The 22,085-nt window shown below is 67.7% G+C and carries 25 protein-coding genes and 1 tRNA gene; 11 read left to right on the forward strand and 15 right to left on the reverse strand.

Going from position 1 to position 22,085, the window contains the following annotated elements:
- The first annotated feature begins 29 nt into the window (after window positions 1-29).
- Window positions 30-1,184, forward strand: coding sequence for a CBS domain-containing protein (locus tag ACOZ4O_RS08645; RefSeq protein ID WP_424524906.1), 1,155 nt, complete (start codon window positions 30-32; stop codon window positions 1,182-1,184).
- Here the strand turns inward: ACOZ4O_RS08645 and ACOZ4O_RS08650 are convergent.
- The 3 genes from ACOZ4O_RS08650 to ACOZ4O_RS08660 form a co-directional block, all read right to left on the reverse strand.
- Window positions 1,181-2,380, reverse strand: coding sequence for a glycosyltransferase family 2 protein (locus tag ACOZ4O_RS08650; RefSeq protein WP_424524907.1), 1,200 nt, complete (start codon window positions 2,378-2,380; stop codon window positions 1,181-1,183). The genes ACOZ4O_RS08645 and ACOZ4O_RS08650 overlap by 4 nt on opposite strands.
- A gap of 104 nt (window positions 2,381-2,484) precedes the next feature.
- A tRNA-His gene (locus tag ACOZ4O_RS08655) sits at window positions 2,485-2,557 on the reverse strand.
- Between the two features lie 45 nt (window positions 2,558-2,602).
- Window positions 2,603-2,725 (reverse strand): hypothetical protein, encoded by a 123-nt coding sequence (locus ACOZ4O_RS08660; protein ID WP_424524908.1) that lies wholly within the window; start codon window positions 2,723-2,725, stop codon window positions 2,603-2,605.
- Between the two features lie 78 nt (window positions 2,726-2,803).
- Between ACOZ4O_RS08660 and ACOZ4O_RS08665 the strand changes: the two genes are divergently transcribed.
- Window positions 2,804-3,259, forward strand: coding sequence for a DUF5814 domain-containing protein (locus tag ACOZ4O_RS08665; protein ID WP_424524909.1), 456 nt, complete (start codon window positions 2,804-2,806; stop codon window positions 3,257-3,259).
- Here ACOZ4O_RS08665 and ACOZ4O_RS08670 read toward each other — a convergent pair.
- The 3 genes from ACOZ4O_RS08670 to ACOZ4O_RS08680 are packed head-to-tail and all read right to left on the reverse strand — an operon-like array spanning window position 3,256 to window position 5,229.
- Window positions 3,256-3,657: a CopG family transcriptional regulator gene (locus tag ACOZ4O_RS08670; RefSeq protein WP_424524910.1), complete on the reverse strand. Its 402-nt coding sequence runs from the start codon at window positions 3,655-3,657 to the stop codon at window positions 3,256-3,258. The two genes, ACOZ4O_RS08665 and ACOZ4O_RS08670, sit on opposite strands and share 4 nt — an antisense overlap.
- Window positions 3,658-3,702: 45 nt before the next feature.
- A complete protein-coding gene (locus ACOZ4O_RS08675; protein ID WP_424524911.1) occupies window positions 3,703-4,296 on the reverse strand; it encodes an RPA family protein in 594 nt (197 codons plus the stop codon).
- A complete protein-coding gene (locus tag ACOZ4O_RS08680; protein WP_424524912.1) occupies window positions 4,297-5,229 on the reverse strand; it encodes a replication factor A in 933 nt (310 codons plus the stop codon).
- Window positions 5,230-5,352: 123 nt separating this feature from the next.
- Here ACOZ4O_RS08680 and ACOZ4O_RS08685 point away from each other — a divergent pair, with 123 nt between their 5' ends.
- Window positions 5,353-6,351 carry a mannose-1-phosphate guanylyltransferase gene (locus ACOZ4O_RS08685; RefSeq protein ID WP_424524913.1) on the forward strand — a complete coding sequence of 333 codons (999 nt, stop codon included), beginning with the start codon at window positions 5,353-5,355 and terminating at the stop codon, window positions 6,349-6,351.
- On the opposite strand, the gene ACOZ4O_RS08690 is transcribed toward ACOZ4O_RS08685, so the two are convergent.
- Window positions 6,348-6,806: a Tfx family DNA-binding protein gene (locus ACOZ4O_RS08690; protein WP_424524914.1), complete on the reverse strand. Its 459-nt coding sequence runs from the start codon at window positions 6,804-6,806 to the stop codon at window positions 6,348-6,350. The two genes, ACOZ4O_RS08685 and ACOZ4O_RS08690, sit on opposite strands and share 4 nt — an antisense overlap.
- Window positions 6,803-7,237: a TRAM domain-containing protein gene (locus ACOZ4O_RS08695; RefSeq protein ID WP_424524915.1), complete on the reverse strand. Its 435-nt coding sequence runs from the start codon at window positions 7,235-7,237 to the stop codon at window positions 6,803-6,805. Before ACOZ4O_RS08695 ends, ACOZ4O_RS08690 begins: the two co-directional genes overlap by 4 nt.
- Before the next feature lie 267 nt (window positions 7,238-7,504).
- Here ACOZ4O_RS08695 and ACOZ4O_RS08700 point away from each other — a divergent pair, with 267 nt between their 5' ends.
- Window positions 7,505-9,754: a DUF2298 domain-containing protein gene (locus tag ACOZ4O_RS08700; protein ID WP_424524916.1), complete on the forward strand. Its 2,250-nt coding sequence runs from the start codon at window positions 7,505-7,507 to the stop codon at window positions 9,752-9,754.
- Between the two features lie 66 nt (window positions 9,755-9,820).
- Here the strand turns inward: ACOZ4O_RS08700 and ACOZ4O_RS08705 are convergent, their stop codons facing one another.
- The gene (locus ACOZ4O_RS08705; RefSeq protein ID WP_424524917.1) at window positions 9,821-10,816 is read right to left on the reverse strand and encodes a radical SAM protein; all 996 of its coding nucleotides are present in this window, start codon (window positions 10,814-10,816) and stop codon (window positions 9,821-9,823) included.
- A 114-nt stretch (window positions 10,817-10,930) separates the two neighbouring features.
- Between ACOZ4O_RS08705 and ACOZ4O_RS08710 the strand changes: the two genes are divergently transcribed.
- Entirely contained in the window at window positions 10,931-12,004 is a 1,074-nt protein-coding gene (locus ACOZ4O_RS08710) for a DUF373 family protein (protein WP_424524918.1), read from the forward strand.
- Window positions 12,005-12,019: 15 nt separating this feature from the next.
- On the opposite strand, the gene ACOZ4O_RS08715 is transcribed toward ACOZ4O_RS08710, so the two are convergent.
- Complete coding sequence (locus tag ACOZ4O_RS08715) at window positions 12,020-12,859, reverse strand: polyprenyl synthetase family protein (protein WP_424524919.1); 840 nt, start codon at window positions 12,857-12,859, stop codon at window positions 12,020-12,022.
- Between the two features lie 82 nt (window positions 12,860-12,941).
- On the opposite strand from ACOZ4O_RS08715, the gene ACOZ4O_RS08720 reads away from it, so the two are divergent.
- The 3 genes from ACOZ4O_RS08720 to ACOZ4O_RS08730 are packed head-to-tail and all read left to right on the forward strand — an operon-like array spanning window position 12,942 to window position 14,108.
- Window positions 12,942-13,238 carry a hypothetical protein gene (locus ACOZ4O_RS08720; RefSeq protein ID WP_424524920.1) on the forward strand — a complete coding sequence of 99 codons (297 nt, stop codon included), beginning with the start codon at window positions 12,942-12,944 and terminating at the stop codon, window positions 13,236-13,238.
- Window positions 13,235-13,588: a hypothetical protein gene (locus ACOZ4O_RS08725; RefSeq protein WP_424524921.1), complete on the forward strand. Its 354-nt coding sequence runs from the start codon at window positions 13,235-13,237 to the stop codon at window positions 13,586-13,588. Before ACOZ4O_RS08720 ends, ACOZ4O_RS08725 begins: the two co-directional genes overlap by 4 nt.
- A complete protein-coding gene (locus ACOZ4O_RS08730) occupies window positions 13,581-14,108 on the forward strand; it encodes a DUF7504 family protein (RefSeq protein WP_424524922.1) in 528 nt (175 codons plus the stop codon). The genes ACOZ4O_RS08725 and ACOZ4O_RS08730 overlap by 8 nt, the downstream gene beginning before the upstream one ends.
- Window positions 14,109-14,197: 89 nt before the next feature.
- On the opposite strand, the gene ACOZ4O_RS08735 is transcribed toward ACOZ4O_RS08730, so the two are convergent.
- From ACOZ4O_RS08735 to ACOZ4O_RS08745, 3 genes are read right to left on the reverse strand one after another with little or no spacing between them, the layout of a single operon-like run.
- Complete coding sequence (locus ACOZ4O_RS08735; protein WP_424524923.1) at window positions 14,198-15,169, reverse strand: electron transfer flavoprotein subunit alpha/FixB family protein; 972 nt, start codon at window positions 15,167-15,169, stop codon at window positions 14,198-14,200.
- On the reverse strand, window positions 15,166-15,966 hold the full coding sequence (locus ACOZ4O_RS08740) for an electron transfer flavoprotein subunit beta/FixA family protein (protein WP_424524924.1): 801 nt from the start codon (window positions 15,964-15,966) through the stop codon (window positions 15,166-15,168). The genes ACOZ4O_RS08735 and ACOZ4O_RS08740 overlap by 4 nt, the downstream gene beginning before the upstream one ends.
- Window positions 15,967-16,015: 49 nt before the next feature.
- Entirely contained in the window at window positions 16,016-17,131 is a 1,116-nt protein-coding gene (locus ACOZ4O_RS08745) for a helix-turn-helix transcriptional regulator (protein WP_424524925.1), read from the reverse strand.
- A 96-nt stretch (window positions 17,132-17,227) separates the two neighbouring features.
- Here ACOZ4O_RS08745 and ACOZ4O_RS08750 point away from each other — a divergent pair, with 96 nt between their 5' ends.
- Window positions 17,228-18,454 (forward strand): DUF7094 domain-containing protein, encoded by a 1,227-nt coding sequence (locus ACOZ4O_RS08750; RefSeq protein ID WP_424524926.1) that lies wholly within the window; start codon window positions 17,228-17,230, stop codon window positions 18,452-18,454.
- A gap of 30 nt (window positions 18,455-18,484) precedes the next feature.
- Here the strand turns inward: ACOZ4O_RS08750 and ACOZ4O_RS08755 are convergent, their stop codons facing one another.
- Together ACOZ4O_RS08755 and ACOZ4O_RS08760 are read right to left on the reverse strand one after the other, a co-directional pair.
- Complete coding sequence (locus tag ACOZ4O_RS08755) at window positions 18,485-18,715, reverse strand: hypothetical protein (RefSeq protein WP_424524927.1); 231 nt, start codon at window positions 18,713-18,715, stop codon at window positions 18,485-18,487.
- Between the two features lie 198 nt (window positions 18,716-18,913).
- Window positions 18,914-19,537 (reverse strand): methyltransferase domain-containing protein, encoded by a 624-nt coding sequence (locus ACOZ4O_RS08760; RefSeq protein ID WP_424524928.1) that lies wholly within the window; start codon window positions 19,535-19,537, stop codon window positions 18,914-18,916.
- Between the two features lie 91 nt (window positions 19,538-19,628).
- On the opposite strand from ACOZ4O_RS08760, the gene ahaH reads away from it, so the two are divergent.
- On the forward strand, window positions 19,629-19,961 hold the full coding sequence (gene ahaH, locus ACOZ4O_RS08765; protein ID WP_424524929.1) for an ATP synthase archaeal subunit H: 333 nt from the start codon (window positions 19,629-19,631) through the stop codon (window positions 19,959-19,961).
- On the forward strand, window positions 19,948-22,080 hold the full coding sequence (locus ACOZ4O_RS08770; RefSeq protein WP_424524930.1) for a V-type ATP synthase subunit I: 2,133 nt from the start codon (window positions 19,948-19,950) through the stop codon (window positions 22,078-22,080). The genes ahaH and ACOZ4O_RS08770 overlap by 14 nt, the downstream gene beginning before the upstream one ends.
- The last annotated feature ends 5 nt before the right edge of the window (window positions 22,081-22,085 follow it).

The following is a 22,085-nucleotide window of genomic DNA, read 5'->3' on the forward strand; positions in this document are numbered from 1 at the left end:
TTAAACCCGTCTCGCCCAACTCCCTTGATATGCGCAGTTTCAAAATCGGGAGCGCGTTCGGCATCCCAATCAAAGTCGATCTGACGTTCCTCCTCATCCTCCCAATCCTCGCGTGGATCATCGGCACGCAGGTCGGGGACTGGGTCACCATCCTGAACGGCGTGTTCGGCACGAGCCTCGACCAGGCCGTACTCACGCAGGGCAACCGCGAGTGGTTCCTCGGACTCGCGGCCGCCGTCGGCCTGTTCGCCGGCGTCGTCCTCCACGAACTCGGCCACTCACTCGTCGCGATACGCTATGGCTACCCCATCGACTCCATCACGCTCTGGATACTCGGCGGCATCGCCAGCCTCAGCGAACAACCCGAGGACTGGAAGCACGAGTTCACCATCGCCATCGCCGGCCCCTTCGTCAGCATCGTGCTCGGCGCGCTCTCTTGGGTCGTGCTCACGCTGTTCCCGCCGAGCCTCGAACTCGTGCGGTTCGTGTTCGGCTACCTCGCGCTGATGAACTTCGCGCTCGCCGCGTTCAACCTCCTCCCCGGGTTCCCGATGGACGGCGGCCGCGTCCTCCGCTCCCTCCTCGCCCGGAACCGGCCGTTCGCGCGCGCAACCCAGATGGCCGCCGAAGTCGGGAAGATGTTCGCCATCGTCCTCGGCATCCTCGGCCTGTTCGTGAACCTCTTCCTCATCCTCATCGCCTTCTTCATCTACATCGGCGCGTCCAGCGAGAGCCAGCGCACCACGATGAACGCCGCGTTCGAAGGCGTCAGCGTCGCGGACGTGATGACGCCCGAGCGCGACCTGAAAACCGTCTCGAAGGACACCACGGTCGCCGAACTCATGGAACGCATGTTCGACGAACGCCACACCGGTTACCCCGTCGTCGAACGCGACGACGTCGTCGGCATGGTGACGCTGGAGGACGCGCGGAACGTGAAGGAAGTCGAGCGTGACGCGTACACCGTCGCGGACGTGATGACGCACGACGTCTACACGATTCCGCAGTACGACGACGCGATGACCGCGCTCGAATCGATGCAGGAACACGGCGTCGGCCGTCTTATCGTCGTGGACGCGACCGGCAACACCGTCGGATTGGTCTCCCGCACCGACCTCATGACCGCGTTCAACATCATTCAGAACACGGGCCGGCGGGCGGACTCGCCGTCCCTGCGCGCCTAGTCGTCCAGCTCCACGTCCAGTCCGTGGTCCTCGGCGATGACGTCCTCGAGGTCGACGGTCTGCTCCTCGTCCTCTGGAATGTCGTCGAACGCCACTTTCTCCGTCACCTCGAACGTCCGCGGCGGGAACAGCACGCCGTACGCCGCCCCGACCGAGTGCAGGAGGTTCGTGACCGGCGTCAACAGCACCGCGAGCACCGTCGTCTTCGCGCTCGCGCCGACCGCCCGCGCGCCGAGGAAACTCCACGCGAACAGGAAGACGAGCAGACACATCGTCCCGAGCGTGTACAGACGGGGATACGGGAGCGCGCCCGGCCGCAGGTACGACAGCACGGCGAACACGGGCATGACGAGCGAGAGTCCCCACGCGGCGTTCCGCAGGCCGTAGAACAGCCAGTACCGCCGCGGGAGTCCGTGCGCGTCCTCGCGCGACCCAGACATCCACCGACGGCGCTGCTTCACGAGCGCCGTCAGCGACGGCGGCGCCTGATTCACGAACTGTCGGCGGAGCAGTCGAAAGTCGAAATCGGGAACGTTCGTGGCCTGCCACGCGAACTTCGTGTCCTCGATGAGCGTTCGGCGGTCCCACGTCACCGCGTCCTCGAACTCCCGGCGAACCGCGATACCGCCGCCCCACGCGTACAACGGCGCGGACAACCGATGGAACGCGCGCTGTTCGAGATGGTACCCCAACCGGAAGACGTCCGTGAGGTACGCGAGCCGCGACCCCGTGTTCACCGGGCGCTCCGAGAACTGCACGATGTCCGCGTCCGGAAACCCCTCCACGTCCGTAATCAGCGTGTCCTCGTCGAGATAGAGCACGAACTCGCGGTTACACGGAACGTTCTGGCGCGCCCATTCGAGCGCCCGCCCCTTCCGCTCCGCCACGCACTCGAACTCCTCGGGCACCACGAACACGTCCGCGCCCGGCACGTCGATGTCCTCCTCCGTAATTACTTGGGGACGCCCCAGTTTCGCCGGCACCGCATCCACCGTCCGCCGCACCACCTCCGTCGCGTTCACCGTCATGATTCGCACTCGGGCGTCCGACGCGTCGTACGGGAACTCCTCCGTCTGCCACCCCCGCGAGAACCAGCCGACTTCCAAAATCCACGACACGACCGACACCGCGTACAACACGAACACCGTCCAGAGAACCGCCGCCAACCCGGCGTCCCCCAGCGCCCACACGTCCATACCCCTCCTCACACCCCCGAACAGTTCAAACTCACTACTCGAAACCGCGACGCTCGACAAACGGACTGCCAGCTATCGGCTCGTCGCGTTAGTTCGTAGAGAAGGTCCAGGTGCGAGAATTGAACCCGCGTCTCAGCCTCCACAAGGCTGAAGGATAGTCCACTACCCCAACCCGGACACTGCACTCTGGCGTACTCGCCGTGTGCAAATATGCGTTACGAATCAGCCGGGTGTGACGGCGGTATCGCAGACGGGGCAGGCGGCGGTGTCGCCGGCGTCGTCGAGGTCGGTTTCGCGCCCGGTCCAGCCACAGGTCGGACACTGCGCGTACTCCGTCGTCGCCATACCGGACGTGTGGGTCGAAGCCCCGAAAACCCTGTGCCGAGGCAGTACGCTTTTTGCTCGCGTCCGCCTACTCGGAGTGTGGCGTTCCCGGATAAGATCTACGTGAAGAACCACCGGCAGGTGGTGAGCCAGTTGGACGCGAACTTCCCGAAGGGCGCGTTCCACGGCGCGACCCTCGACGTGCTGTTCAGCGGGAGCAACCTCGACCAGTTGAACGAGGCGACCCAGGAGCGCGTGCTGGACTTCGCGAAGGACTTCCTCGACTGCAACTGCGACTCGAACCCCTACTGTGGGCATCCGGAGCGGAAGTTCATCCAGTACGTGCTCGAACTCCGCGCGCAGGGACTCGACCCCGAATCCATCGTGGACGTGATGACGGAGGACTACATGGTGTACGCGTACCCGGGTGACGTGTACTCGTTCCTCGACAACGCCGTCCGAACGCTGGAGGCGGTCGAGGAACTCGCGGCCGTCGACGGCAACTCCGAAGCCGAACGGCGTGCGGGCGAGAAGAAGCGCGAACTCTCCGGTTAACCCAACTGGAACTGTTCGTCGTCCTCGTCGTCGTCGAGGTCGTCGAGGTGGACGACGTCAGCCACGCCGTCTCTGTCTTCGAGTTCCGCGCGAAGTTGGGAGATGTACTGCTTGTGCTCCTCAATTTGGTCGCGGAGGTGTTTCGCTTCGAGTTCGAGGCGTTCGTGCTCGCGCACGAAGCTCTTCGACACCTCGACCGTCGGCGGGAACTCCGAATCGACCTCCGTCGCCTCGTCCTCGGGAACGACGCGGACCTTCCCGTCGTGGGCGACGAGCTGGTCGACGTAGTCCCGGAAGACGGCCGATAGGGAGAGGTCGCGCTCCTCCGCGATGTCGCGGAGGGCGTCGAACGTGTCCTCGTTCACGCGGAAGGAGACGGTCTTGTTCTTGTTCCCCATCTCCCGCGTAACTGGCGCGTCCAGTTACTTAACTGATTCCCCGGTTCAGGCGGGCTGCTCGACTTCTTCGTTCTCGTCGAGGCTTTCCAATGCCTCGATGGCGCCCTGGGTGTACCGCGACAGCGGGAGGTCGTACTCCTCCTCGGCGCGGCGGGCGTACTCGTTGCCCTCCTCCTCGAACGCTTCGACGCGTTCGAGCGTTCGTTCGGCCGTCTCCACCACCCAGCGGTCCCGTACCGCGGAACTGACTTCGGTGATGGATTCGGGCCGCACGGAGACGTTCACGGACCCGTCTTCGGTCTCGTAGGTCCGTGGTTTCCCGACGATGGCGACGTAGCTCGGCGTGTCGAGGTCGCGGAGCGCGGACGCGGCTTCCGGCTGGTACTGGCCGGCGTAGACGAAGAACGTCCCGGTCGGGTCGACGACCCGGCCGCGCCAGTACTCCGAGTCCTCGCCCACGTCCTCCGTCTCGGTGAGCGTGCCGACGATGAACACGCGGTTCGCGCGCTCCCCCGTGGGGAGGAGGCTGTAGACGGGCGCGCGCTCGTCGTCGGATTCCTTGAAGCTGAACGTGGCGTCGTTGAACTCGGTGGCGAAGACGCGGCGGGCGACCTCGCGCGTGGGGGCACTCTGACTCATTTACATCGACCTCGCTTTGATGAGAATCGCTTCGGCGTCAGCTGGCGCGGACAGTTCCTCGATATCGTTCGCGAGCACGTACCGGCCGAGCGTCGGACCCGTAACGCGGTAGTACCGGCCCAGCACGAGGTCGCGCATCTCGTCGGCGACGACGGTGGTGTCGAGCGCGTCCTTCGCCATCTGCTTCGCCTCCTCCAGACCGATGCCCGTGAGGGACTCGGTGGACTCGTCGTTGAAGATGACTTCGTGCACGTCCTCGCCGTCGTCCAGCACGCCCTTGATGCGGAGGTCGAACTCGCCGTCGACCTCGCCGTGTTCGCTACACCGGCCGTTCTGGAGGACGCGCGTGCAGTCCTCCTCGGGGCAGCGCTTGATGAGGCCGCTCCCGGACTGGATGTCCACGAGCGCGCCCTCGACGGTCTCGTCGTTATCCCCGACTTCGATGTCCTCGTCGAGTTCCTCGATGGTCGTCGTCCGATTCAGTTTCACGGAGAACCGTCCCTGGTACTCGTCCGTTACGACGTTCCCGAACCGGTACACGCCACCCTCTTCGAGTTCGGCGAGGTCGGACTTCGCCCACTTCGTGAACTTGATGGTGCCGGTCGGGTCGCCGAGCAGGCCGACTTGGCCGACGGAGTCGCTCCGGGGTTCCCAGAGGTCCACGACCTTCGCCGTGATATCCACCCACTGTTCGGCTTCGTCCACGTCCTCGACCTGCACCGTCTCGTTCCCGCCGCGACTCCCGATGTCGTCGCGTTCGAGCCCGGCTTCTTCGAGGTAGTGGCTCTCGACGCTCCGGCGCGCCTCGCTCAGGGGGACTTTGTACTCGGAGACGAGTTTGTCGAGGCGTTCCTCAATCTCGTCTTCGGTGACATCGACGTGGTCGGAGAACTGTTCGTACAGGTCGCTCGCTGTCTGCTGTATGTCGCTCATCGTTGGTTCCTGTCTCCGCGTGTGTTTCAGTGGGAGACAACCGGAGATACGCCGTCTTTCCGTATAAACCCTCGTCCACCGCGGTGAAAGTAGAGTTTAGGAGATGGCGGGAGAGCGGGGCGTATGGACACTGTCGCGCTCCTGCTCGCGGGCGGCACGGGAACCAGACTGTACCCGGCGAGTCGGAGCGACCGCCCGAAACAGTTCCTCGAGCTGAACGGCGAGCGCTCGCTCCTCCGACGGACCGCCGACCGCGTCGGGTTCGCCGACCACGTCTACGTCGCCACCCGCGAGGCGTACGCCGACCGCGTCCGCGACATCGTCCCGGAGGTCGGCGTGCTCGTCGAACCCGCGGCGAAGGACACCGGCCCCGCGCTCGCGTACGCGACACACCGCATCCGCGACCAAGTCGGGTCCTGCGCCGTTCTCTGCCTCCCGAGCGACCACTCCATCCGGGGGGCGTTCGAACCGACTGCAAACGTCGCGCTTGACGCCGCCCGCGACGGCTTCCTCGCGACCGTTGGCGTCGAACCCACTCGGCCCGCCACCGGCTACGGCTACATCGAACCCGGCGGCGACCTCGACGACGGGCGCTACCGCGAGGTCGCCGCGTTCCGCGAGAAACCGGACGCGGACACCGCCCGAGACTACGTCGAACGCGGCTGGCTCTGGAACGCCGGGATGTTCGCGTGGACGCCCGACGCGTTCCTCGCGGCCGCGCGCGATGGCCCGCTCCGCCCGCTCGTCGACGCGCTCGACGACGGCGAACCCGAGCGCGGATTCGAGCGCGTGGACGCGGTGAGCGTCGACTACGCCGTGATGGAAGACACCGACAACGCCGTCGTCGTGCCCGCGGACTTCGACTGGGACGACCTCGGGTCGTGGGACGCGCTCGCCCGCGTCCTCGACACTGACAGCGACGGGAACGCCGTGCTCGGGGACGCGCTCACAATCGACACCGCGGATTCGGTGCTCGCGAGCGACGACGCACACATCACGACCATCGGCGTCGAAAACCTCGTCGTCGCCGCCTACGACGACCGCGTGCTCGTCGTCCCCCGCGAGGACAGCCAGCGCGTCCGCGACGCCGTGCGCGAACTCCGCGAGGACGGCCTGTTCTAGTCCGGCGCGACCCGCACTCGAACGCCGCCCTCCCGCGTCACACCCACGAGAATCGGCGTTCTTACTTCGCGCCCCACGACCGCGTCCCCCGCCGCCTCGCTCACGCGCGTCATCATATCTACACCCGAGTACGCGACCTTCACGCCCGCGTCGTCGCACGCGTCGAACACGTCGTCGGGAACGTCGTACAGGTCCGTCCCCGCCTCGAACTCCACCTGCACCGGCGCTTCCAGCGCCTCCACGAACGCCACAGTCTCCCGCGCCTTCGCGACGTTCTCCCGCGCCGCCGACTCCACCTTCGAGATGTTCGCGCGTGACGTGCCGAGCGACTCCGCGATGTCCGCCTGCGCCACTCCCTGCTCGCGCAGCGCCAACACCTCCGCCTGCCGGCGCGTCAACACGCTCTCCGACGCGTCGAACCCCGCCCGCGCCAGCGCGTCCTCGATGTCGCTCAACTCCCCCAGAAGTTCTCCCGACTCCCCAGCCGCGGATCGTCCTCGTCGCCCTCATCCGCATCCTCGACCTCCGTCTCGTCGTCCTCCGAGGGTTCCTCGGGAAGCTTCTCCACGAGGTCCGCACGAGCGTAATTCGACTTCACGTGCGTCACCTTCGCCCGCACCCGCGCCGGCGGCAACACGCCGTCCACCATCACGATAAAGCCAGAGTCCTCCTGCCGGCCGACACCAGCACCCGACTCGTGCATGTCATCCACGTCAATGACGATCTCCTCCCCCGGAACCACCGGCGCCGTCTTCATCTCCTCTATCGGCTGACTGTAGTGATTACACCACTCCTTCCCGCCCCGGTCCCCGTAATACTGACACCCCATCCCCTCGATGCGCTCCGAGAAGCTCGGGCACTCGTCCGCGATTGGACAATCGGCCATACAACATACTGGCGCCGGACGCTCTAAAAGCGTTCCTCACCCACCTTTTTACTCTGCGGGTCGCCGGAGGCGACCGCTTGAGTAAAAACCTGGAGGGAAAAAGCCGCTCGCCACGGGCGAGCGGTGAACCTCGCGCTCCGCGCGAGGACGCTCTGTCCGCCGCGCCCCGTACCGCCCCGCTTCCGCACCGCTCCGCCTCCGACCCGTGTTCGTCTCGTCCGCTGACACGACACAAGACTCATACGCGCGCCGAACCACGCCCACGGCGTGGAGTTCGCCCCAGTCGTCGCGTGGCTGGGGGTCGTCCTCGCACTCGCCGCCGCTGCCCTCCCCATCGCGGACCGAGTGTTCCGCGGGTTCTCCGACAGCGGCGCATCGCTCGCTCCGGCGACGGCCCTCGCCACCGTCACGGTCCTCGCGTACTGGCTCGGCCACCTCGCATACGGCCGCCTCGTCAGCATCGCCGCCGCCGGCGGCTTCGTCCTCGTCGGCGTCGCGCTCTGGGGGTGGCGTCGCCCCCGCCTCGACCGCGTCCGCCGCCCGCTCGCCGTGTTCCTCCTCGCGTTCACCTTCCTGGTGGTCGTGCGCGCGTACGACCCCGGAATCCATCCGGCGGGCGGCGAGAAGTTCCTCGACTTCGGCCTCCTGAACGCCATCCTGCGCGCCGACGTCCTCCCGCCCGAGGACGTGTGGTTCGCGGGCGAACGCCTCCGGTACTACTACGGCGCGCAGCTCGCGACCGCCACGCTCGTCCACCTCACCGGCGTCACGCCGAGCGTCGCGTACAACCTCGCGCTCGCCACGTTCTACGCCACGCTCGTCACCGGCGCGTTCGGCCTCGCGCGCGCCGCCGCCGCCAACGCCGGCTGGAACGGTACGCTCGCCGGCGGCCTCGCCGCCTTCCTCGTCGGCCTCGCCGGCACGCTCGCCACCCCCGTCCGCCTCGTCCTCGCGAACCTCGCGCCCGGGTTCGCGGCCGACCACGCCGCGTTCGCCTTCACCGGCATCCGCACCACGATTCCGAACGCCGTCGAATCGGTCGCCGCGGACTGGTCCTTCTGGCTCGGCCGCTACGTCATCGAGGGCACGCTCACCGTCTCGCCGTTCTGGGCGTATCTCAACGGCGACCTGCACGCGCACGTCGTCGCCGCGCCCTTCCTCGTCCTGGTCGCCGCACTCGCCTACACGGTGTTCCGAACGCGCGGCCGGGCCCGCCTCCTCCGCCTCGCCTGCCTCGGCGTCGCCGGCGGCTTCCTCACCCTCGTCAACACGTGGGGCCTCCCGACCACCATCGGCCTCGCGACGCTCGCGCTCGCGTTCTCCCCGCACACGCCCAGTCCCCGGCAGTTCGAATCCCCCGTCGCCGACGAACTCGCGCGGTACGCCGCCGCCGTCATCGGCGCGCTTTGCGTCGCCGCGCTCGCGGTCACGGTCGCCGCGCCCTTCCTCCTGTTCCACACGCCCGTCAACCGCGGCGTCGGCTTCCTCCCGCCCCGCACCGGCCTCGGCCCGCTCGTCCTCGCCTACGGCACCTTCCTCACGGCGTTCGCGCTCGCCGTCCGCCGATACGACCTCCCGCTCCCCAGCCCGCTCGCCGCGTTCGCGCTCGGCGTCCTCGCCGCTCTCGTCGCCGGCGCACTCCTCGCGTTCGACCTCGCGGCCGTCGCCGTCGTCGCCCCGCTCCTCGCTGTCGGCTGGTACGTCCTCCGCCGCCGCACGCCCGCGTTCTGGCTGGTGCTCCTCGTCGCCGGCGCGGGTCTCGTACTCGCGGTAGAGTTCGCGTACGCCCGCGTCTACCCGTTCAGCCCCGCCGTCCCCCGCTGGAACACCGTCTACAAGGTCTCGATGCAGGTCTGGGTGCTCTGGGGAATCGGTGCCGCCGTCGCCGCCACCGCCGTCCTCCAGCGAGCCGCCGCCCGCGTCAGCGACCGCGCGCCCTCGCTCCGCACCGCCCGCGCGCTCGCACCCGCCGCCGCCGTCGCCGTCGCTGTCCTCCTCGTCGGCGCCGCCGTCTTCCCCGCCGCGGCGCTCGCCCAACACCACGAACTCGCCGGCGACGACCCCAGCCTCGACGGCACCCGGTACGTCGAAACCACGCATCCCTACGAAGCCGACGCCATCGACTGGCTCGACAGCCACGTCGACGGCACGCCCGTCCTCCTCGCGAAACCCGGCCGCACCACCTACACCTGGGTCAACGCGCCGTCCAGCCTCACCGGCATCCCCACCGTCGCCGGCTGGACCCACGAGAAAGGCTACCGCGGCGCCGAGACCTACAACACCCGCGCCACCGACGCCGCCTACATGCTCGACGCCGACTGGGAGTCCGCAGCGCTCCTCCTCGACTACTACGACGTCCAGTACGTCTACTACGGCCCGACCGAACGCGACGCCTACGGCCCCAGCATCTACGACAACCGCACCGGCGTCACCGTCGCCTACCAGAACGAAGAAGTCACCATCTACGAAATCAACCCCGACGAAGCCTGCGAAGCCGTCCGCGACACCTGCCCTTGACCCGACTACTTCAGCAAAAGTGACTGTTCAGGCGAGTGAATCGCGGCCTGCGGCCGCGAACGCTCCCTACGCCAGCGGCGTCCGTTCGACGACTTGGCCGTCGTAGGTCGGGTACTGTTCGACGATTTCGCCGTCGTCCACGTCGCCGTCTTCGATCATCTCCTCCAGGAGCCACCAGGCGACCTCGACGTGGTCGGATTTCGCGGTGTAGAACTCGTCGGGGACGCCGAGGTCCTCGAAGCGCTCGCGGTCCGTGTACGTCTTCCCGTACACGAGCGTGCCGTCGTCGGTGACTTCGTCGAACTCGCGGCCGATGTTCTCGGCCATCCGCTTCAGGCGGTTGCGGTGCTGGGCGGCGTCCTTGAAGACGCTCGTGCAGAAGTACACCTTCTCGTGGCCCGCCATCTCCTCCAGAATCGCGTCCTTCGAACCGTCCACGGCGCTCATGTGGCCTTCCTGGAGTTCGTAGCCCGCGTCCTGCATGCGCTCGTAGTTCCCCTGACTCATCTCGAACTCGTTCACGTTACAGAAGTCGGCCGCGCCCTCGTCGAGGAACTCCAGGAACTCCTCCTCGGCGCGGATGCCGGGAATCTCGAACGCGGGCGTAAGCCCTTCCTCGCGGGCGATGTAGAGGATGTCCTCCCACTCGGTGCCGTGGAGGTCGCCCCACTGCTCGTACGGCGGGTGGAACCGAATCTCGTCCAGACCCGCTTCGCTGAGGCGGCGCATGTTCTCGCGGCCGCCCGTGATGCCCGTGTAGAGGTGCGTGTGGTGGTCCTCGCCGAACTCCTCCTTGAGCAGGCGGAGGTAGCGACACGTCTTGTCGAGCGCTTCCTGCGGTTCCCCGCCCGTGATGGACGTCCCGAGCGCGTCCATCTTCTTCGCCTCCTGGATGATTTCCTCGTCGTTCTCGACGGGACGCTCGTTCGCGTACGTCTGCGTGACGTTCTTCCGGTTCTCCCCGAGCGGGCAGTAGAAGCAGTCGCGCTGGTCGCAGTACCCGTAGACGAACAGCACCATCTTCCCTCCTTTCGCGCACTGCTCACAGCCCTTCGAGATCATTCGTTACCCACGTTACTGCGTGAAGCGTCAAAAGCCGTGCGCTCCCGGTTCGCGCGTGCCACCGCCTCCCGCGCTCCCGAAGGCCCTTAACCCTCTACGGTGTACCACTCGCTGATGCTGCTCGTTCTCTGCGTCGACCTCGACGACGACCTCGGCCGGAAGACCGGGCTCGACACGCCCGTCGTCGGCCGGGACGCCGTGGAGGACGCCGCCGTCTCCCTCGCGACCGCCGACCCCGAGGACTCCGACGTGAACGTCCTCTTCGAGGGCGTCCACCTCTACGACCGCCTCACCGCAGACGAGCGCGTGGAGGTCGCGGCCGTCACGGGCGTCGAGTCCGGCGGCGTCGCCGCGAACCGCGAGGTCGGCCGCGAGGTCGACGAAATCCTCGCCGGCCTCCAGACCGCCGAGCCCGTCCGCGCCATCGTCGTTACCGACGGCGCGCAAGACGAGTCCGTCGTCCCCGTCATCCGCTCGCGCGTCACCATCGACGGCGTCCGCCGCGTCGTCGTCCGGCAAGCCCAGGACCTCGAATCCATGTACTACACCATCAAACAGGTCCTGAACGACCCCGAAACCCGGGGAACGCTCCTCGTTCCGCTCGGCGTGCTCCTCCTCATCTACCCCCTGACGGTGCTCGCAAACGCGGTCGGCCTCCCCGGGACCGTGCTCGGTCTCGCCTCCGCCGTGCTCGGCCTCTACGTCCTCTTCCGCGGCCTCGGCTTGGAGGACGCCGTGGACTCCGCGGTCGACCGCGCGCGCAACGTCCTCTACACCGGCCGCGTCACCATCATCACGTACGTCGTCGCCGCCGCCCTCCTCGCCGTCGGCGGCATGCAGGGCGTCACCCACCTCCAGACGGTCCGCGAATCGGTCGCCGACCCCGACGCCGCGACCATCGTCGCCGCCCTCCTCTTCGGCGCCGTCCGCTGGTTCGCCGCCGCCGGCCTCACCAGTAGCTTCGGCCAAATCACGGACGAGTACCTCGCCGGTCGCTTCAAGTGGCGCTACCTCAACGCGCCGTTCTACGTGCTCGCCATCACCGCCGTCCTCCACACGCTCAGCGCGTACGTCCTCGGCTACGTCACCCTCCCCGTGCTCGCGCTCGTGCTCACCGCCGGCACCCTCCTCAGCGTCGCCAGCACGCTCACGTTCGCCGTCATCGAGAGCCGCAGAAACCCCGCGTAACGGGTCGTAACGGGGTTAGCGCTCGCGTTCGACGACGAACTCCGCGAGCTCCTCGAGGTACTCGCGAGCGTCGCCGTCCACGAGGTCGAGGCTCTCCAGCGCCGCCCGCGCCTGCGCGCTCTCCGCCTCCGCGAGCGCGTTCACGTCCTCCACGGCACGGTCGGTCACCCGCACCACGGACGGCCGCTCCATCACCTCGTCCTGGCCCGCGGGCTTCCCGAGCGCCGCCGTCTCCCCGGTCGCGTCCAGCACGTCGTCCCGAATCTGGAACGCCACGCCGACGTGCTCCGCGTACTCCCCGACCGTCTCGACCGCGGTTTCGTCGGCGTCAGCCGCGATAGCGCCGAGCTCGGCCGCCGCGCGGAACAGCGCGCCCGTCTTCCGGCGCGCGAGCGTCATGTACTCCTCCTCCGTCTCCGGGCGGTCCACGAGCTCCATCGCCTCGCCCTCGCCGAGTTCCACCATCGCGTCCGCCACCGCGCTCATCGCGCGCGGGTCGTCGAACAGCGCGAACGCCTCGCCGAGCAAGCCGTCCGACGCGACCAGCGCCGGACCGTACCCGGACGCCGCCCACGCCGACGGCTCCCCCCGCCGCAGTTCGGAGCGGTCGATGATGTCGTCCACCACCAGCGACGCGTTGTGCACGAGTTCGATGCCGACCGCGAAGTCGAGCGCGTCCGCGGGGTCGCCGCCCATCGCCTCACACACCAGTATCGTCAACGTCGGCCGCACCCGCTTCCCGCCCGCGAGCACCGCGTCCGCGAGCTGGTCCGAGAGCTCCACGGGGTCGACGCGCGCCACGACCTCAGCAAGCCGCTCCTCGACCCGCTCGCGACGCGCCTCGACGTACTCCATTACCACCTCGTCGGGGCTTCACGCATTTCACTCCCTCGGAACGCCCCGTCAACGTTACGTGCCAGCGGCCGCCTCTCGACGTATGGCCGCGCTCGTCGACCTCCTCAGGGAGGTGGTCCTTCACTTCGAACTCGTCTGTTACACGCTCAGCACCACATTCGCCCTGCTCGCCTACCGCGAGTACCGCGGCACTCCCTGGGGCCGCGTCGTCGCCGCCGTCGCCGGCTTCTCCACCGTTCTCCTCGTGTGGACGTTCGGCAGTCAGTTCGTCGACGCCCTCGTGTTCAGCGCGCTCGCGTGGTTCGCCGCATCGCTCACCGTCGCGTACGCCGCCCTCCAGTACTACCGCATCGGCACCCAACAGGTGGTCGTCCGATGACGGTCCTCGACACAGTCGCCCGCGTCCTCCTCGGCGTCGCAATCACCGTGTTCGTCGCCGCGAGCAGCGTCGGCATCTACGTCGGCATCCGGTACCGCGACACCCTCCACTACCGCGACGGCATCGAAGCCATCGGCTACGGCGTCCTCCTCTTCACCGCGTCCGCCGTCCTCCAAACCCTCCACTTCTGGGCGGGCGTCGGAACCGACCTCCTCGTCATCGCGTCCTACCTCGTCCACGCCCTCGCCGCGCTCGCGTTCGCCATCGGAACCTGGACCCTCGTCCGTGACACTTTCACCGCGGACCGCGACGACCGCTTTGCCGCCCTCGACGAGGCCACCGATGAGTGACGACACACTGCTCGCCGGCGTCGAACCCGGCACCCAGCTCGTCGTCCCGCAACCCAGCCAGTCCGCCGACCTCCTCCCCATTCCCACCGACGGCACTCGCGTTCTCGTCGTCACGTACCGCGACACCCCGAACCGGCTCGAACGCCGCCTCCACGACCGCGACATCGACCCCGCCGCCGTCACCGTCATCCCCGTCACCGGAACCGACCTCGCGTACACCGGACCGCTCACCGTCATCGACCGCGTCGCCCCCAGCGACCTCACCGGCCTCGGCATCCGCCTCAGCACCGCCCTCGACGACCTCGACGCCGGCGACTGGCTGTACGTCCGCGGCCTCTCCGCCGCCCTCATGTACGTCACCCCCGACCGCCTCTACCGCTTCCTCGACTTCCTCACCCACGCCGCCCGCGCCCGCGACCTCCGCGCAGTCTACGAGTTCTACCGGCCCGCCCTCAGCGACACCGTCTACGCCCGCTTCCGCAGCCTCTTCGACGACGAACTCCAACTGGCTTCGGAGTAGCGAAGCGGACCGCTCCTCGAAACTCAGAACGAAAAAGCCTGCTCTCACTGCGTTCGAGCAGCGAAGGCCCGCGGCCGCGAATGCTCGACTTAGATGTCGGGTGCGTCGCCGCCGAATTCTTCGATGAGGGCGGGGACGACGTCGAAGAGGTCCCCGACGACGCCGTAATCTGCGATGTCGAAGATGGGGGCGTCGGGGTCGGTGTTCACGGCGATGATGGTCTCCGCGCCCTTCATCCCGGCGACGTGCTGCACCGCGCCGGAGATACCGATTGCGAGGTAGACCGTCGGCGTGACCTGTTTGCCGGACTGGCCGACTTGGCGGTTCTTCGGGAGCCAGCCGTTGTCCACGATGGGGCGGCTGGACGAGAGCGTCGCGTCCGTCGCATCCACGAGCGCCTCGATGAGCGGGAGGTTCTCCTCCTCCTCGATACCGCGGCCGATGGAGACGAGGAACTCGGCCTCGCTGATGTCCACGTCGCCAGCGCCGACCTCCTCGAACCCGGTCACGTCGGAGCGGATGGCGTCCTCGTCGAAGTCCACGTCGAACGCCGAGACGTCGGCGTCACCGACGCCCTCGGCGGCCGGCCACTCGCCGCTCCGCACGGACACGGCGTACGGGCCCTCCGCGACTTCGATGGTCGTCTCGACCTTCGACCCGTACATCTCGCGGGTCGCCGTGAGACTCCCGTCGTACTCGACGCCGACCGCGTCGGAGACGTAGGGGAGGCCGAGCTTGTTCGCGATAGCGGGCGCGTAGTCGAGGCCGTTCACGCTGTTCGGGAGCACGAGGAACTCCGCGTCGAGCTCGCCGAACAGGGCTTCGGTCGCCTGCACGTACACGTCGTGGTTGAACTCCTCGCCGTAGTCGACGGTGTGGAGCTGGTCGACGCCCTCGCGGTTCAGCGCGTCCGCGAACTCCTCCGTACTCCCGCCGACGACGGCGACGTGAAGGTCGCCGCCCGTGGCGTCGGCGAGTTCGCGGCCCGCGGTCACGAGTTCGAAGGACACGTCGCGGAGGTCGCCGCGGCGGTGCTCGGCGACGGCGAGAACGTCGCTCATCCGTCGACCACCCCCTTCTCGCGGAGCACGTCAGCCAACTGCGTGGCCTGCTCGCTCGCGTCGCCCTCGATGAACTGCGCGTCGCTCTCGCTCTCGGGCTCGTACATGTCGGTGAGTTCGAGCGCGCTGTCCGCGACGCTCGCGTCGAGACCGAGGTCGTCGAACGCCTTCGGCGCGATCTCCTTCGACTGCGCCTGCCGAATGCCGCGGAGGCTCGCGTACCGCGGTTCGTTGATACCGGTCTGGATGGTGAGTACGGCGGGGAGCTCCACGTCCGTGAGCTCCTCGACGCCGCCCTCGAGTTCGCGCCGGACCGACGCGACGCCCTCGTCGAGCACCGCCTCGGTGTCGAGCGCGTTCACGACCGCGGCCCACTCGAACCCGACTTCCTCGGCGAGCGCGACGCCCGTGCCGCCGAACGCGTCGTCGGCGGCCTGCACGCCTGAGAGCACGATGTCCGGGTCTTCCTCCTCGACCACCGCGGCGAGGATGTCGGCCTTCGCCTCGACGTCGAGGAGGTTCGTGTCCTCGAGCGCGTCGTCCCACACGCGGACCGCGCGGTCCGCGCCCTTCGCGAGCGCCATCCGAATCGTCTCCTCGGAGCGCTCGGGGCCGATAGTGACCGCGACGACTTCTACGTCGTCGCCGGCCTCCTGTAGCTGGACGCCCTCTTCGACGGCGTAGTCGTCCCACTCGTTGAGGTCGTAGTCCAGGTAGGTCTCCTCGATCTCGCCGTTCGAGATCTCGAAGTCCTCCTCGACTTCAGCTACCTCTTTGACGGTGACGAGAACTTTCATCGTCAATCACTGCTTTCGCATCGACGTAAACGCTTTCGAAACGCGTCGCCTACGACTCGCCGTTTTCTTCGGGGAGCGAGATGAGGTTCTCCCGACCGATGCGGAGTTTCTCCACGCGGCCCTCGTCGGCCATCGACGAGAGGAGTTGGGAGACCTTCGCGTTCGACCACCGCGTCTCCTCCACGATTTTCGCCTGCTTCATCCGCCCGCCGTGCTCTTCGAGGAGTCGCTCCACGCGCTCCTCGTCGCTCAACAACTCCTCGGACTCCTCGTCCCCGACGGCAGCGTCGCCCGACTCGTCCGACGGCGGCGCAGTCGCCGCGTCGGCGTCGGCTTCAGACTCGGCGGTCGCGTCGTGCTCCGCGGTCGGTTGCGCTTCCCGGTCGCGCTCTACAGTCTCCCCGACACTGTCGCCTTCGTCGTGTCCGACCGAGGGAACGGTCTCTCGGAGGCTGTCGCCGTCCTTCCAGACGTAGACGCCCGCGGCCCCGACGACGAGCGCGACCACCGCCGCGCCCGCGACGAGCATCCACGGGACGCCAGCGCCCGACGCGCCCTCGATGAACGTCATCGCGGGTCCGTCGTCGAACGACTGCGGGCCCTCCCACTGGAGCGCGCCGTTCACCAACCCCGTCTGGGGGGTCGCCGTGTCAGGCGAGTAGCCCTCCGGTGGGTAGACGAGTAGTTCTTCACCCGCCTCCAGACTCCCGAACCAGCCGCCCTCGAAAGCGTCGGCGACGCGGATGCTGTCGTTCTCCACCACGGCGAAGTTCGTCCACGTGAACGTGAGCGTGAGCACGCCCGTCGCGTTCCCGTTCGTCGCGTCCAGCCGTCCGCCGCGCTCTACCTGCTGGACCGCCATCTCGCGGCCGACGCGCTCCGACTGCTGGGCCGCGACGGTCTCGAACACGTCCGCTTTCGGTCCGACATCCGCACCGCTCCGGTAGTCGGCGAGCAGCGATTCGAACGCCGCCGTCTCGTTCGCGCCGTCGAGCGCGTACCGCACGGAGACGTTCCAGCGCGCGTCCCCGTCGGCCTGAAGCTGAATGGTGACAGTGGTTCCCGCGGGGTCCGGCGTCGAGGGCTGTGCGCCGGCGACACCGCTGACTGCCGCAGGCGCGACGAGGAGGGAGACGAGGGCGAGTATCAGGGCGGCCTGCCGCATGAACACTCCCGAGTGGTTGTCGTGACGGCAAAACGCTTTCCATCATTCGGACACGTCCCGAGTAGGTTTTTGTACGCCGCGCCCTACGACTCGGGTATGTCCCGCGTTTCGGTCCCGCTCGCGCTCGCCGCGCTCCTCCTCCTCACGACGCCGCTCGCCGTCGCCGCCGCGGACGACCCCTCGTCCACGCAGTCGTCCGTGTCGGACGTGCAGGGCGCCGCGACGGTCGTCGGCCTCTCCGAGAACACGAGCCGCGTCCTCGCCCTCCCCGGCGCACAGCACTCGAACTTCACCACGCCCGACGCGTCCGTGATGGCGTCCATTCGGATGGACGCCGCCGCCGCCACGTGGACGCTCTCCCGCAACGCTCTCGCGCGCACATTCGACGCCGCCGAGACGGGGGCCGAACGCCAACGCGTTCTCGAAAACGCCACCGAGAACGCCGCGTCCGCGGTCGATAGACTCCTCGAACGCGAACGCGCTGCCCGCCAGGCCTACCTCGACGGCGACACGACCGCCGAACAGTACGCCACCACGCTCGGGGAACTTCAGAGCCGGGCCGACCAACTCCTCTCCTACATCGGTCCGCGAAACGACCCGACCCCGAACTCACTGCTCTCGTTCGCGGCACGCGGCTCCGACCTCCGCGCGACCCTGTTCGCCCTCCAGGCCGAACTGACACCGCTCGTCACCGAACCCAGCGCCCGTGCCGCGAGTGCTGTTCGCGGCGGGGCAGACAGTCGTTTCGCGGTGCTCGTCGCACCGAGCGGATTCGCGCTCTCCACGATAACCGACGGAATCTACCAGCGTACCGTCTACCGAACTGATATGCTCGACGAGAACGGTGCGAGAGAAATCAGCTCCTCCGCGCTCGACGGCATTCTCGACACTCTCTACCCGTGGGCACGCGAGGGGAACGGGTTCGTTAGCTCCGGACGGTATCAGTTCGGCGGCTACGCCTATCGCGCTCGAATCACCCACCTGGACGGCACCATCCTCTCCTATCTCGACGCGAGCAGCGGCCAGCCCTACCACGAGACCCGCGAGACCGCTCTCTCCGTCGTCGCGACGGACCCCGGTTGGACGAACACCAGCGGGAACTACACGCTCGCGGTGAACCGCTCCTACCCCGGCGGCCCGCTCCGCGTGAGCGTGACGCACAACGGGAGCGCGGTGAGCGCGCCGATATCGATAGCTGGCGAGCAAGTCGGGACCACCGGCGTCGACGACGGCGTGCTGTGGACGCTCGCACCGCGCGGCGAGTTCGCGGTGACGACGACAGTCGACGGCGAGGAACTGCGCGTGAACGCGACCACGACTTGAAGTAGGAAGCCGCCGCCAGCAGGTGGCGTGTCACGTCGTGCGCTCGCGCCCGTCGTCGGCGTCGCGCTGTTCGCCCTGCTCACCGTCCTCCTCGCCGCGGCCGTCGCGGGGCTCGCGGTGTCGGTGACGCCCGCGGAGCCGGCAGTTGTCTCCCTCGACGCGGACGCGGACGGCACGCTCACGTTCCTTCTCGTCTCCGGGTCGCTCGACGCCAGCGATCTCGACCTCTCGGTGACGGTGAACGGCCGCGCGCTCGCCCACCAGCCGCCGGTACCGTTCTTCGCCGCGACCGGGTTCCGCAGCGGCCCCACCGGCCCGTTCAACAGCGCCGCCGACGCCCGGTGGTCGGCCGGCGAGCGCGCGTCTATTCAGGTGGCGGGGACGAACACGCCCGTACCGGCGGCCGGGGACGACGTGGAAGTGACGCTCAAAACGAATCGCGGAGTCGTCGCGGTCGCGTCAGCCGTCGTCGGGGACGCGGCCGAACGACACGATGGCGCGCGGACGGTTCGGTTCGGCCTGCAGGACGCGGTGCTCGACGTCGACGAACCCGGCGTCCCGGAACATCCGGTCGGCCTCGTCCTCGTCGTAGAACAGCATGATGGCGTCCGCGACCTTCTGCAGCACGGTGGAGTCCGGGTAGTCGGGGCCGACGACGAGCACCTTCCCGCCGGGGCGGACGACGCGCCGGAACTCGCGGAGCGCGAGGTGGGGGTTCGGCCAGTACTCGATGGAGCCTGACGACCAGATGGCGTCGAATGAGTTCGTCGCGAACGGGAGGCGTTCGGCGTCTCCGCGCGTGAAATCCACGTTCTCCGTGCCGAGTTTCGCGGTGGCCTTCTCCAACTGGTGTTCGGACTGGTCGAGTCCCGTCACGTCGTCCGTGTACCGGAGGAGTCCCTCGGTTCCGAACCCGGTGCCACAGCCCACGTCGAGCACGGACGCACTCGAATCGAGGTCGAACCACTTCAGGGTCTCGTCCCGCATCGCCTCCGTCCAGATGAACGCGTTCACCTCGTCGTACACCTTCGAGAGGTACTTGTAGAAGACGCGCGCTCTGGCCTTGTCTTCGAGGACTCCCATTGGATTCGCGTTCGGTCGGACGCGCCATAGTTCGCTCGGTTCTTTCGCAACTACCTTATACGCGCTCGCTCAATATTTCGCCCGTTAGCCCATGGCGAGGCCAGAGGTTCTCACACGACTAAAGGAGGCGGAGTCCGACGCCGACGACATCATCGCGGAGGCGAAGGAGGAGCGTGAACAACGCATCTCCGAGGCCCGCGAGACCGCGGAGGACATCCGCCAGGAGGCCGAGGAGGAGGCGGCCGCGCTCAAGGAAGAGCGCCTCTCCGAAGCCCGGGAGGAGATAGCACACGAGAAAGAACGCATCCTCGAAGAGGGCGAGGCGGAGCGCGAGGCGCTGCTCGCGACGGCCGCCGAGAACGAGGATGACGCGGTGGAGTTCGCCCTCGAACGGTTCACGGAGGCGGTGCATGCTCAGACCTGAGCGAATGAGCAAGGTGTCCGTCGTGGGCACCAACCGAGTCGTGCAGGACGTCATCGAGGCGGCGCACGACCAGAACGTTCTCCACTTCAGCGACTCCAGCGGCGACGTCGGCGTCGACGGGTTCGACGCGGGCAGTCCGCTGGACGGGGCGGACGACGCCTCGGATAAACTGGTGACGGTTCGGTCGCTCCTCTCCATTCTCGGCATCGAGGAGGAGGACGCCGGCCCGACCCGCATCGTCACCGACGACGCGCTCGAAAACGAGTTCGCGGACATCCGGGACGAAGTCAACGAACTCGACGAGCGTTACAACGAGGTCGAGGACCAACTGAGCGAACTCGAAGACCGCATCGACGCGGCCGAACCGTTCGTCACGCTCGGCATCGACCTCGACCTCCTCCAGGGGTACGACACCGTGGAGGTCGCCGTCGGCGAGGGTGATACCGCCGAAATAGAGCACGCGCTCGCGGACGACGGCGACGTGCGGTCGTTCGAGACGTTCAGCGAGGACGGCGTCGTCGCCGTCTTCGCGTACCCGAGCGGCGACGCGACCGACGTTCTGGAGGACGCGCTCGTCGGCGTGGAGTTCGTCCAGCACGAAATTCCGTCGGGTAACGGTAGCCCCGAGGACTACCTCGACTCGCTGGAACACAAGCGTCAGAAGCTCGAATCCGAACTCGCGACCGTCGAGAACGAACTCGACGGGCTCCGTCTCGAACACGCGGGCTTTCTCCTCGCTGCGGAGGAGAAGCTCAACATCGAGGTGCAGAAGGCCGAAGCCCCGCTCAACTTCGCGACCACGGAACACGCGTTCGTCGCGGAGGGCTGGGTTCCGACCACGGAGTACGCCGAGTTCGCGTCCGCGGTGCAGGACGCAGGCGGTGACGGTGTCGACGTCGAGGAACTCGAACGCGCGGAGTACGAACCGCCCGAGCACGAAATCGGTCACGGCGAGCAGGAAGCCGCGACCGACGGCGGCACCGCGGAACAGCCGCCGGTCGTGCAGGACAACCCCGGCGCGGTGAAGCCGTTCGAGATGCTCGTCCGCGTCATCAACCGCCCGAACTACTACGACCTCGACCCGACCATCATCCTGTTCCTCACGTTCCCGGCGTTCTACGGGTTCATGATCGGGGACGTCGGGTACGGAGTCCTCTACACCGCGGCCGGCTGGTGGATGTACACCAGCCTCGACTCGGACGCGCTCGCCGCGCTCGGCGGCGTCGCAGTCCTCTCGGGAATCGCGACTATCGTGTTCGGGTTCCTGTACGGCGAGATATTCGGCTTCCACCTCATCAGCGAGTACCTCTGGAACGGCAGCCCGCCGATCCACAAGGGCCTGATGCCGGGGAACGCGGAGTGGGCGCGCCTCTGGCTCGTCGTCTCCGTGCTCGTGGCGCTCGGCCACCTCACGCTCGGGTACGGCATTGACACATACAAGCGCATGCGCCACGGCGTCTGGGATGCGCTCACCGAGGGCGCGTCGTGGGCGATTCTGATGGTCGGCCTCTGGACGTGGATCTTCAGCCACGCGCTCTCCGGCGCGAAGCCCGAACTCCTGTTCACCGCGCTCTCCGGTCAGCCGCTCGGATTCACCGGGTTCAGCGCGACGGTCGGCTGGGCGGCGCTCGTCATCGGTCTTGTCGGGTACGCGCTCCTCATCTACGCCGAGGGCGCGGTCGGCGGTATCGAGGGCGCGCTGAACTCGCTCACGCACGTCCTCTCGTACACGCGGCTCGCCGCCGTGATGCTCGCGAAGGCGGGGATGGCGTTCGTCGTCAACCTCCTCTTCTTCGGCGCGTACGAGACCCACCCGAACGACCCGGACAGCGGGGAGTTCCACTTCATGCTCGAACACGACTGGAGTTACGTACAGACACACCACCCCGAGGCCGAACTGATGTTCGGCGGCCTCGTGCACGGCCCGATTACGGCCGTGCTCGGCGGCATCCTCATCTTCGTCCTCGGCCACCTCTTAGTGCTTGCCCTCGGCGTCACGAGCGCCGGCCTACAGGCCGTTCGCCTGGAATACGTCGAGTTCTTTGGGAAGTTTTATGAAGGCGGTGGGACGAAATACGAACCGTTCGGCTACGACCGATCCTACACGACCCAAGACTAATTAGT

It is taken from the genome of Salarchaeum japonicum, assembly GCF_049705945.1.
In the GTDB taxonomy this organism is placed as follows: domain Archaea; phylum Halobacteriota; class Halobacteria; order Halobacteriales; family Halobacteriaceae; genus Salarchaeum; species Salarchaeum japonicum_A.

Bases quoted from the DNA above. Each gene is read 5' to 3' on its own strand.
- ACOZ4O_RS08645 (WP_424524906.1), top strand. From the start codon at position 30: ATGCGCAGTTTCAAAATCGGGAGCGCGTTCGGCATCCCAATCAAAGTC.
- ACOZ4O_RS08650 (WP_424524907.1), bottom strand. From the start codon at position 2,380: ATGGACGTGTGGGCGCTGGGGGACGCCGGGTTGGCGGCGGTTCTCTGG.
- ACOZ4O_RS08660 (WP_424524908.1), bottom strand. From the start codon at position 2,725: ATGGCGACGACGGAGTACGCGCAGTGTCCGACCTGTGGCTGGACCGGG.
- ACOZ4O_RS08670 (WP_424524910.1), bottom strand. From the start codon at position 3,657: ATGGGGAACAAGAACAAGACCGTCTCCTTCCGCGTGAACGAGGACACG.
- ACOZ4O_RS08675 (WP_424524911.1), bottom strand. From the start codon at position 4,296: ATGAGTCAGAGTGCCCCCACGCGCGAGGTCGCCCGCCGCGTCTTCGCC.
- ACOZ4O_RS08680 (WP_424524912.1), bottom strand. From the start codon at position 5,229: ATGAGCGACATACAGCAGACAGCGAGCGACCTGTACGAACAGTTCTCC.
- ACOZ4O_RS08685 (WP_424524913.1), top strand. From the start codon at position 5,353: ATGGACACTGTCGCGCTCCTGCTCGCGGGCGGCACGGGAACCAGACTG.
- ACOZ4O_RS08695 (WP_424524915.1), bottom strand. From the start codon at position 7,237: ATGGCCGATTGTCCAATCGCGGACGAGTGCCCGAGCTTCTCGGAGCGC.
- ACOZ4O_RS08705 (WP_424524917.1), bottom strand. From the start codon at position 10,816: ATGATCTCGAAGGGCTGTGAGCAGTGCGCGAAAGGAGGGAAGATGGTG.
- ACOZ4O_RS08710 (WP_424524918.1), top strand. From the start codon at position 10,931: ATGCTGCTCGTTCTCTGCGTCGACCTCGACGACGACCTCGGCCGGAAG.
- ACOZ4O_RS08715 (WP_424524919.1), bottom strand. From the start codon at position 12,859: ATGGAGTACGTCGAGGCGCGTCGCGAGCGGGTCGAGGAGCGGCTTGCT.
- ACOZ4O_RS08720 (WP_424524920.1), top strand. From the start codon at position 12,942: ATGGCCGCGCTCGTCGACCTCCTCAGGGAGGTGGTCCTTCACTTCGAA.
- ACOZ4O_RS08725 (WP_424524921.1), top strand. From the start codon at position 13,235: ATGACGGTCCTCGACACAGTCGCCCGCGTCCTCCTCGGCGTCGCAATC.
- ACOZ4O_RS08730 (WP_424524922.1), top strand. From the start codon at position 13,581: ATGAGTGACGACACACTGCTCGCCGGCGTCGAACCCGGCACCCAGCTC.
- ACOZ4O_RS08735 (WP_424524923.1), bottom strand. From the start codon at position 15,169: ATGAGCGACGTTCTCGCCGTCGCCGAGCACCGCCGCGGCGACCTCCGC.
- ACOZ4O_RS08740 (WP_424524924.1), bottom strand. From the start codon at position 15,966: ATGAAAGTTCTCGTCACCGTCAAAGAGGTAGCTGAAGTCGAGGAGGAC.
- ACOZ4O_RS08745 (WP_424524925.1), bottom strand. From the start codon at position 17,131: ATGCGGCAGGCCGCCCTGATACTCGCCCTCGTCTCCCTCCTCGTCGCG.
- ACOZ4O_RS08750 (WP_424524926.1), top strand. From the start codon at position 17,228: ATGTCCCGCGTTTCGGTCCCGCTCGCGCTCGCCGCGCTCCTCCTCCTC.
- ACOZ4O_RS08760 (WP_424524928.1), bottom strand. From the start codon at position 19,537: ATGGGAGTCCTCGAAGACAAGGCCAGAGCGCGCGTCTTCTACAAGTAC.
- ahaH (WP_424524929.1), top strand. From the start codon at position 19,629: ATGGCGAGGCCAGAGGTTCTCACACGACTAAAGGAGGCGGAGTCCGAC.
- ACOZ4O_RS08770 (WP_424524930.1), top strand. From the start codon at position 19,948: ATGCTCAGACCTGAGCGAATGAGCAAGGTGTCCGTCGTGGGCACCAAC.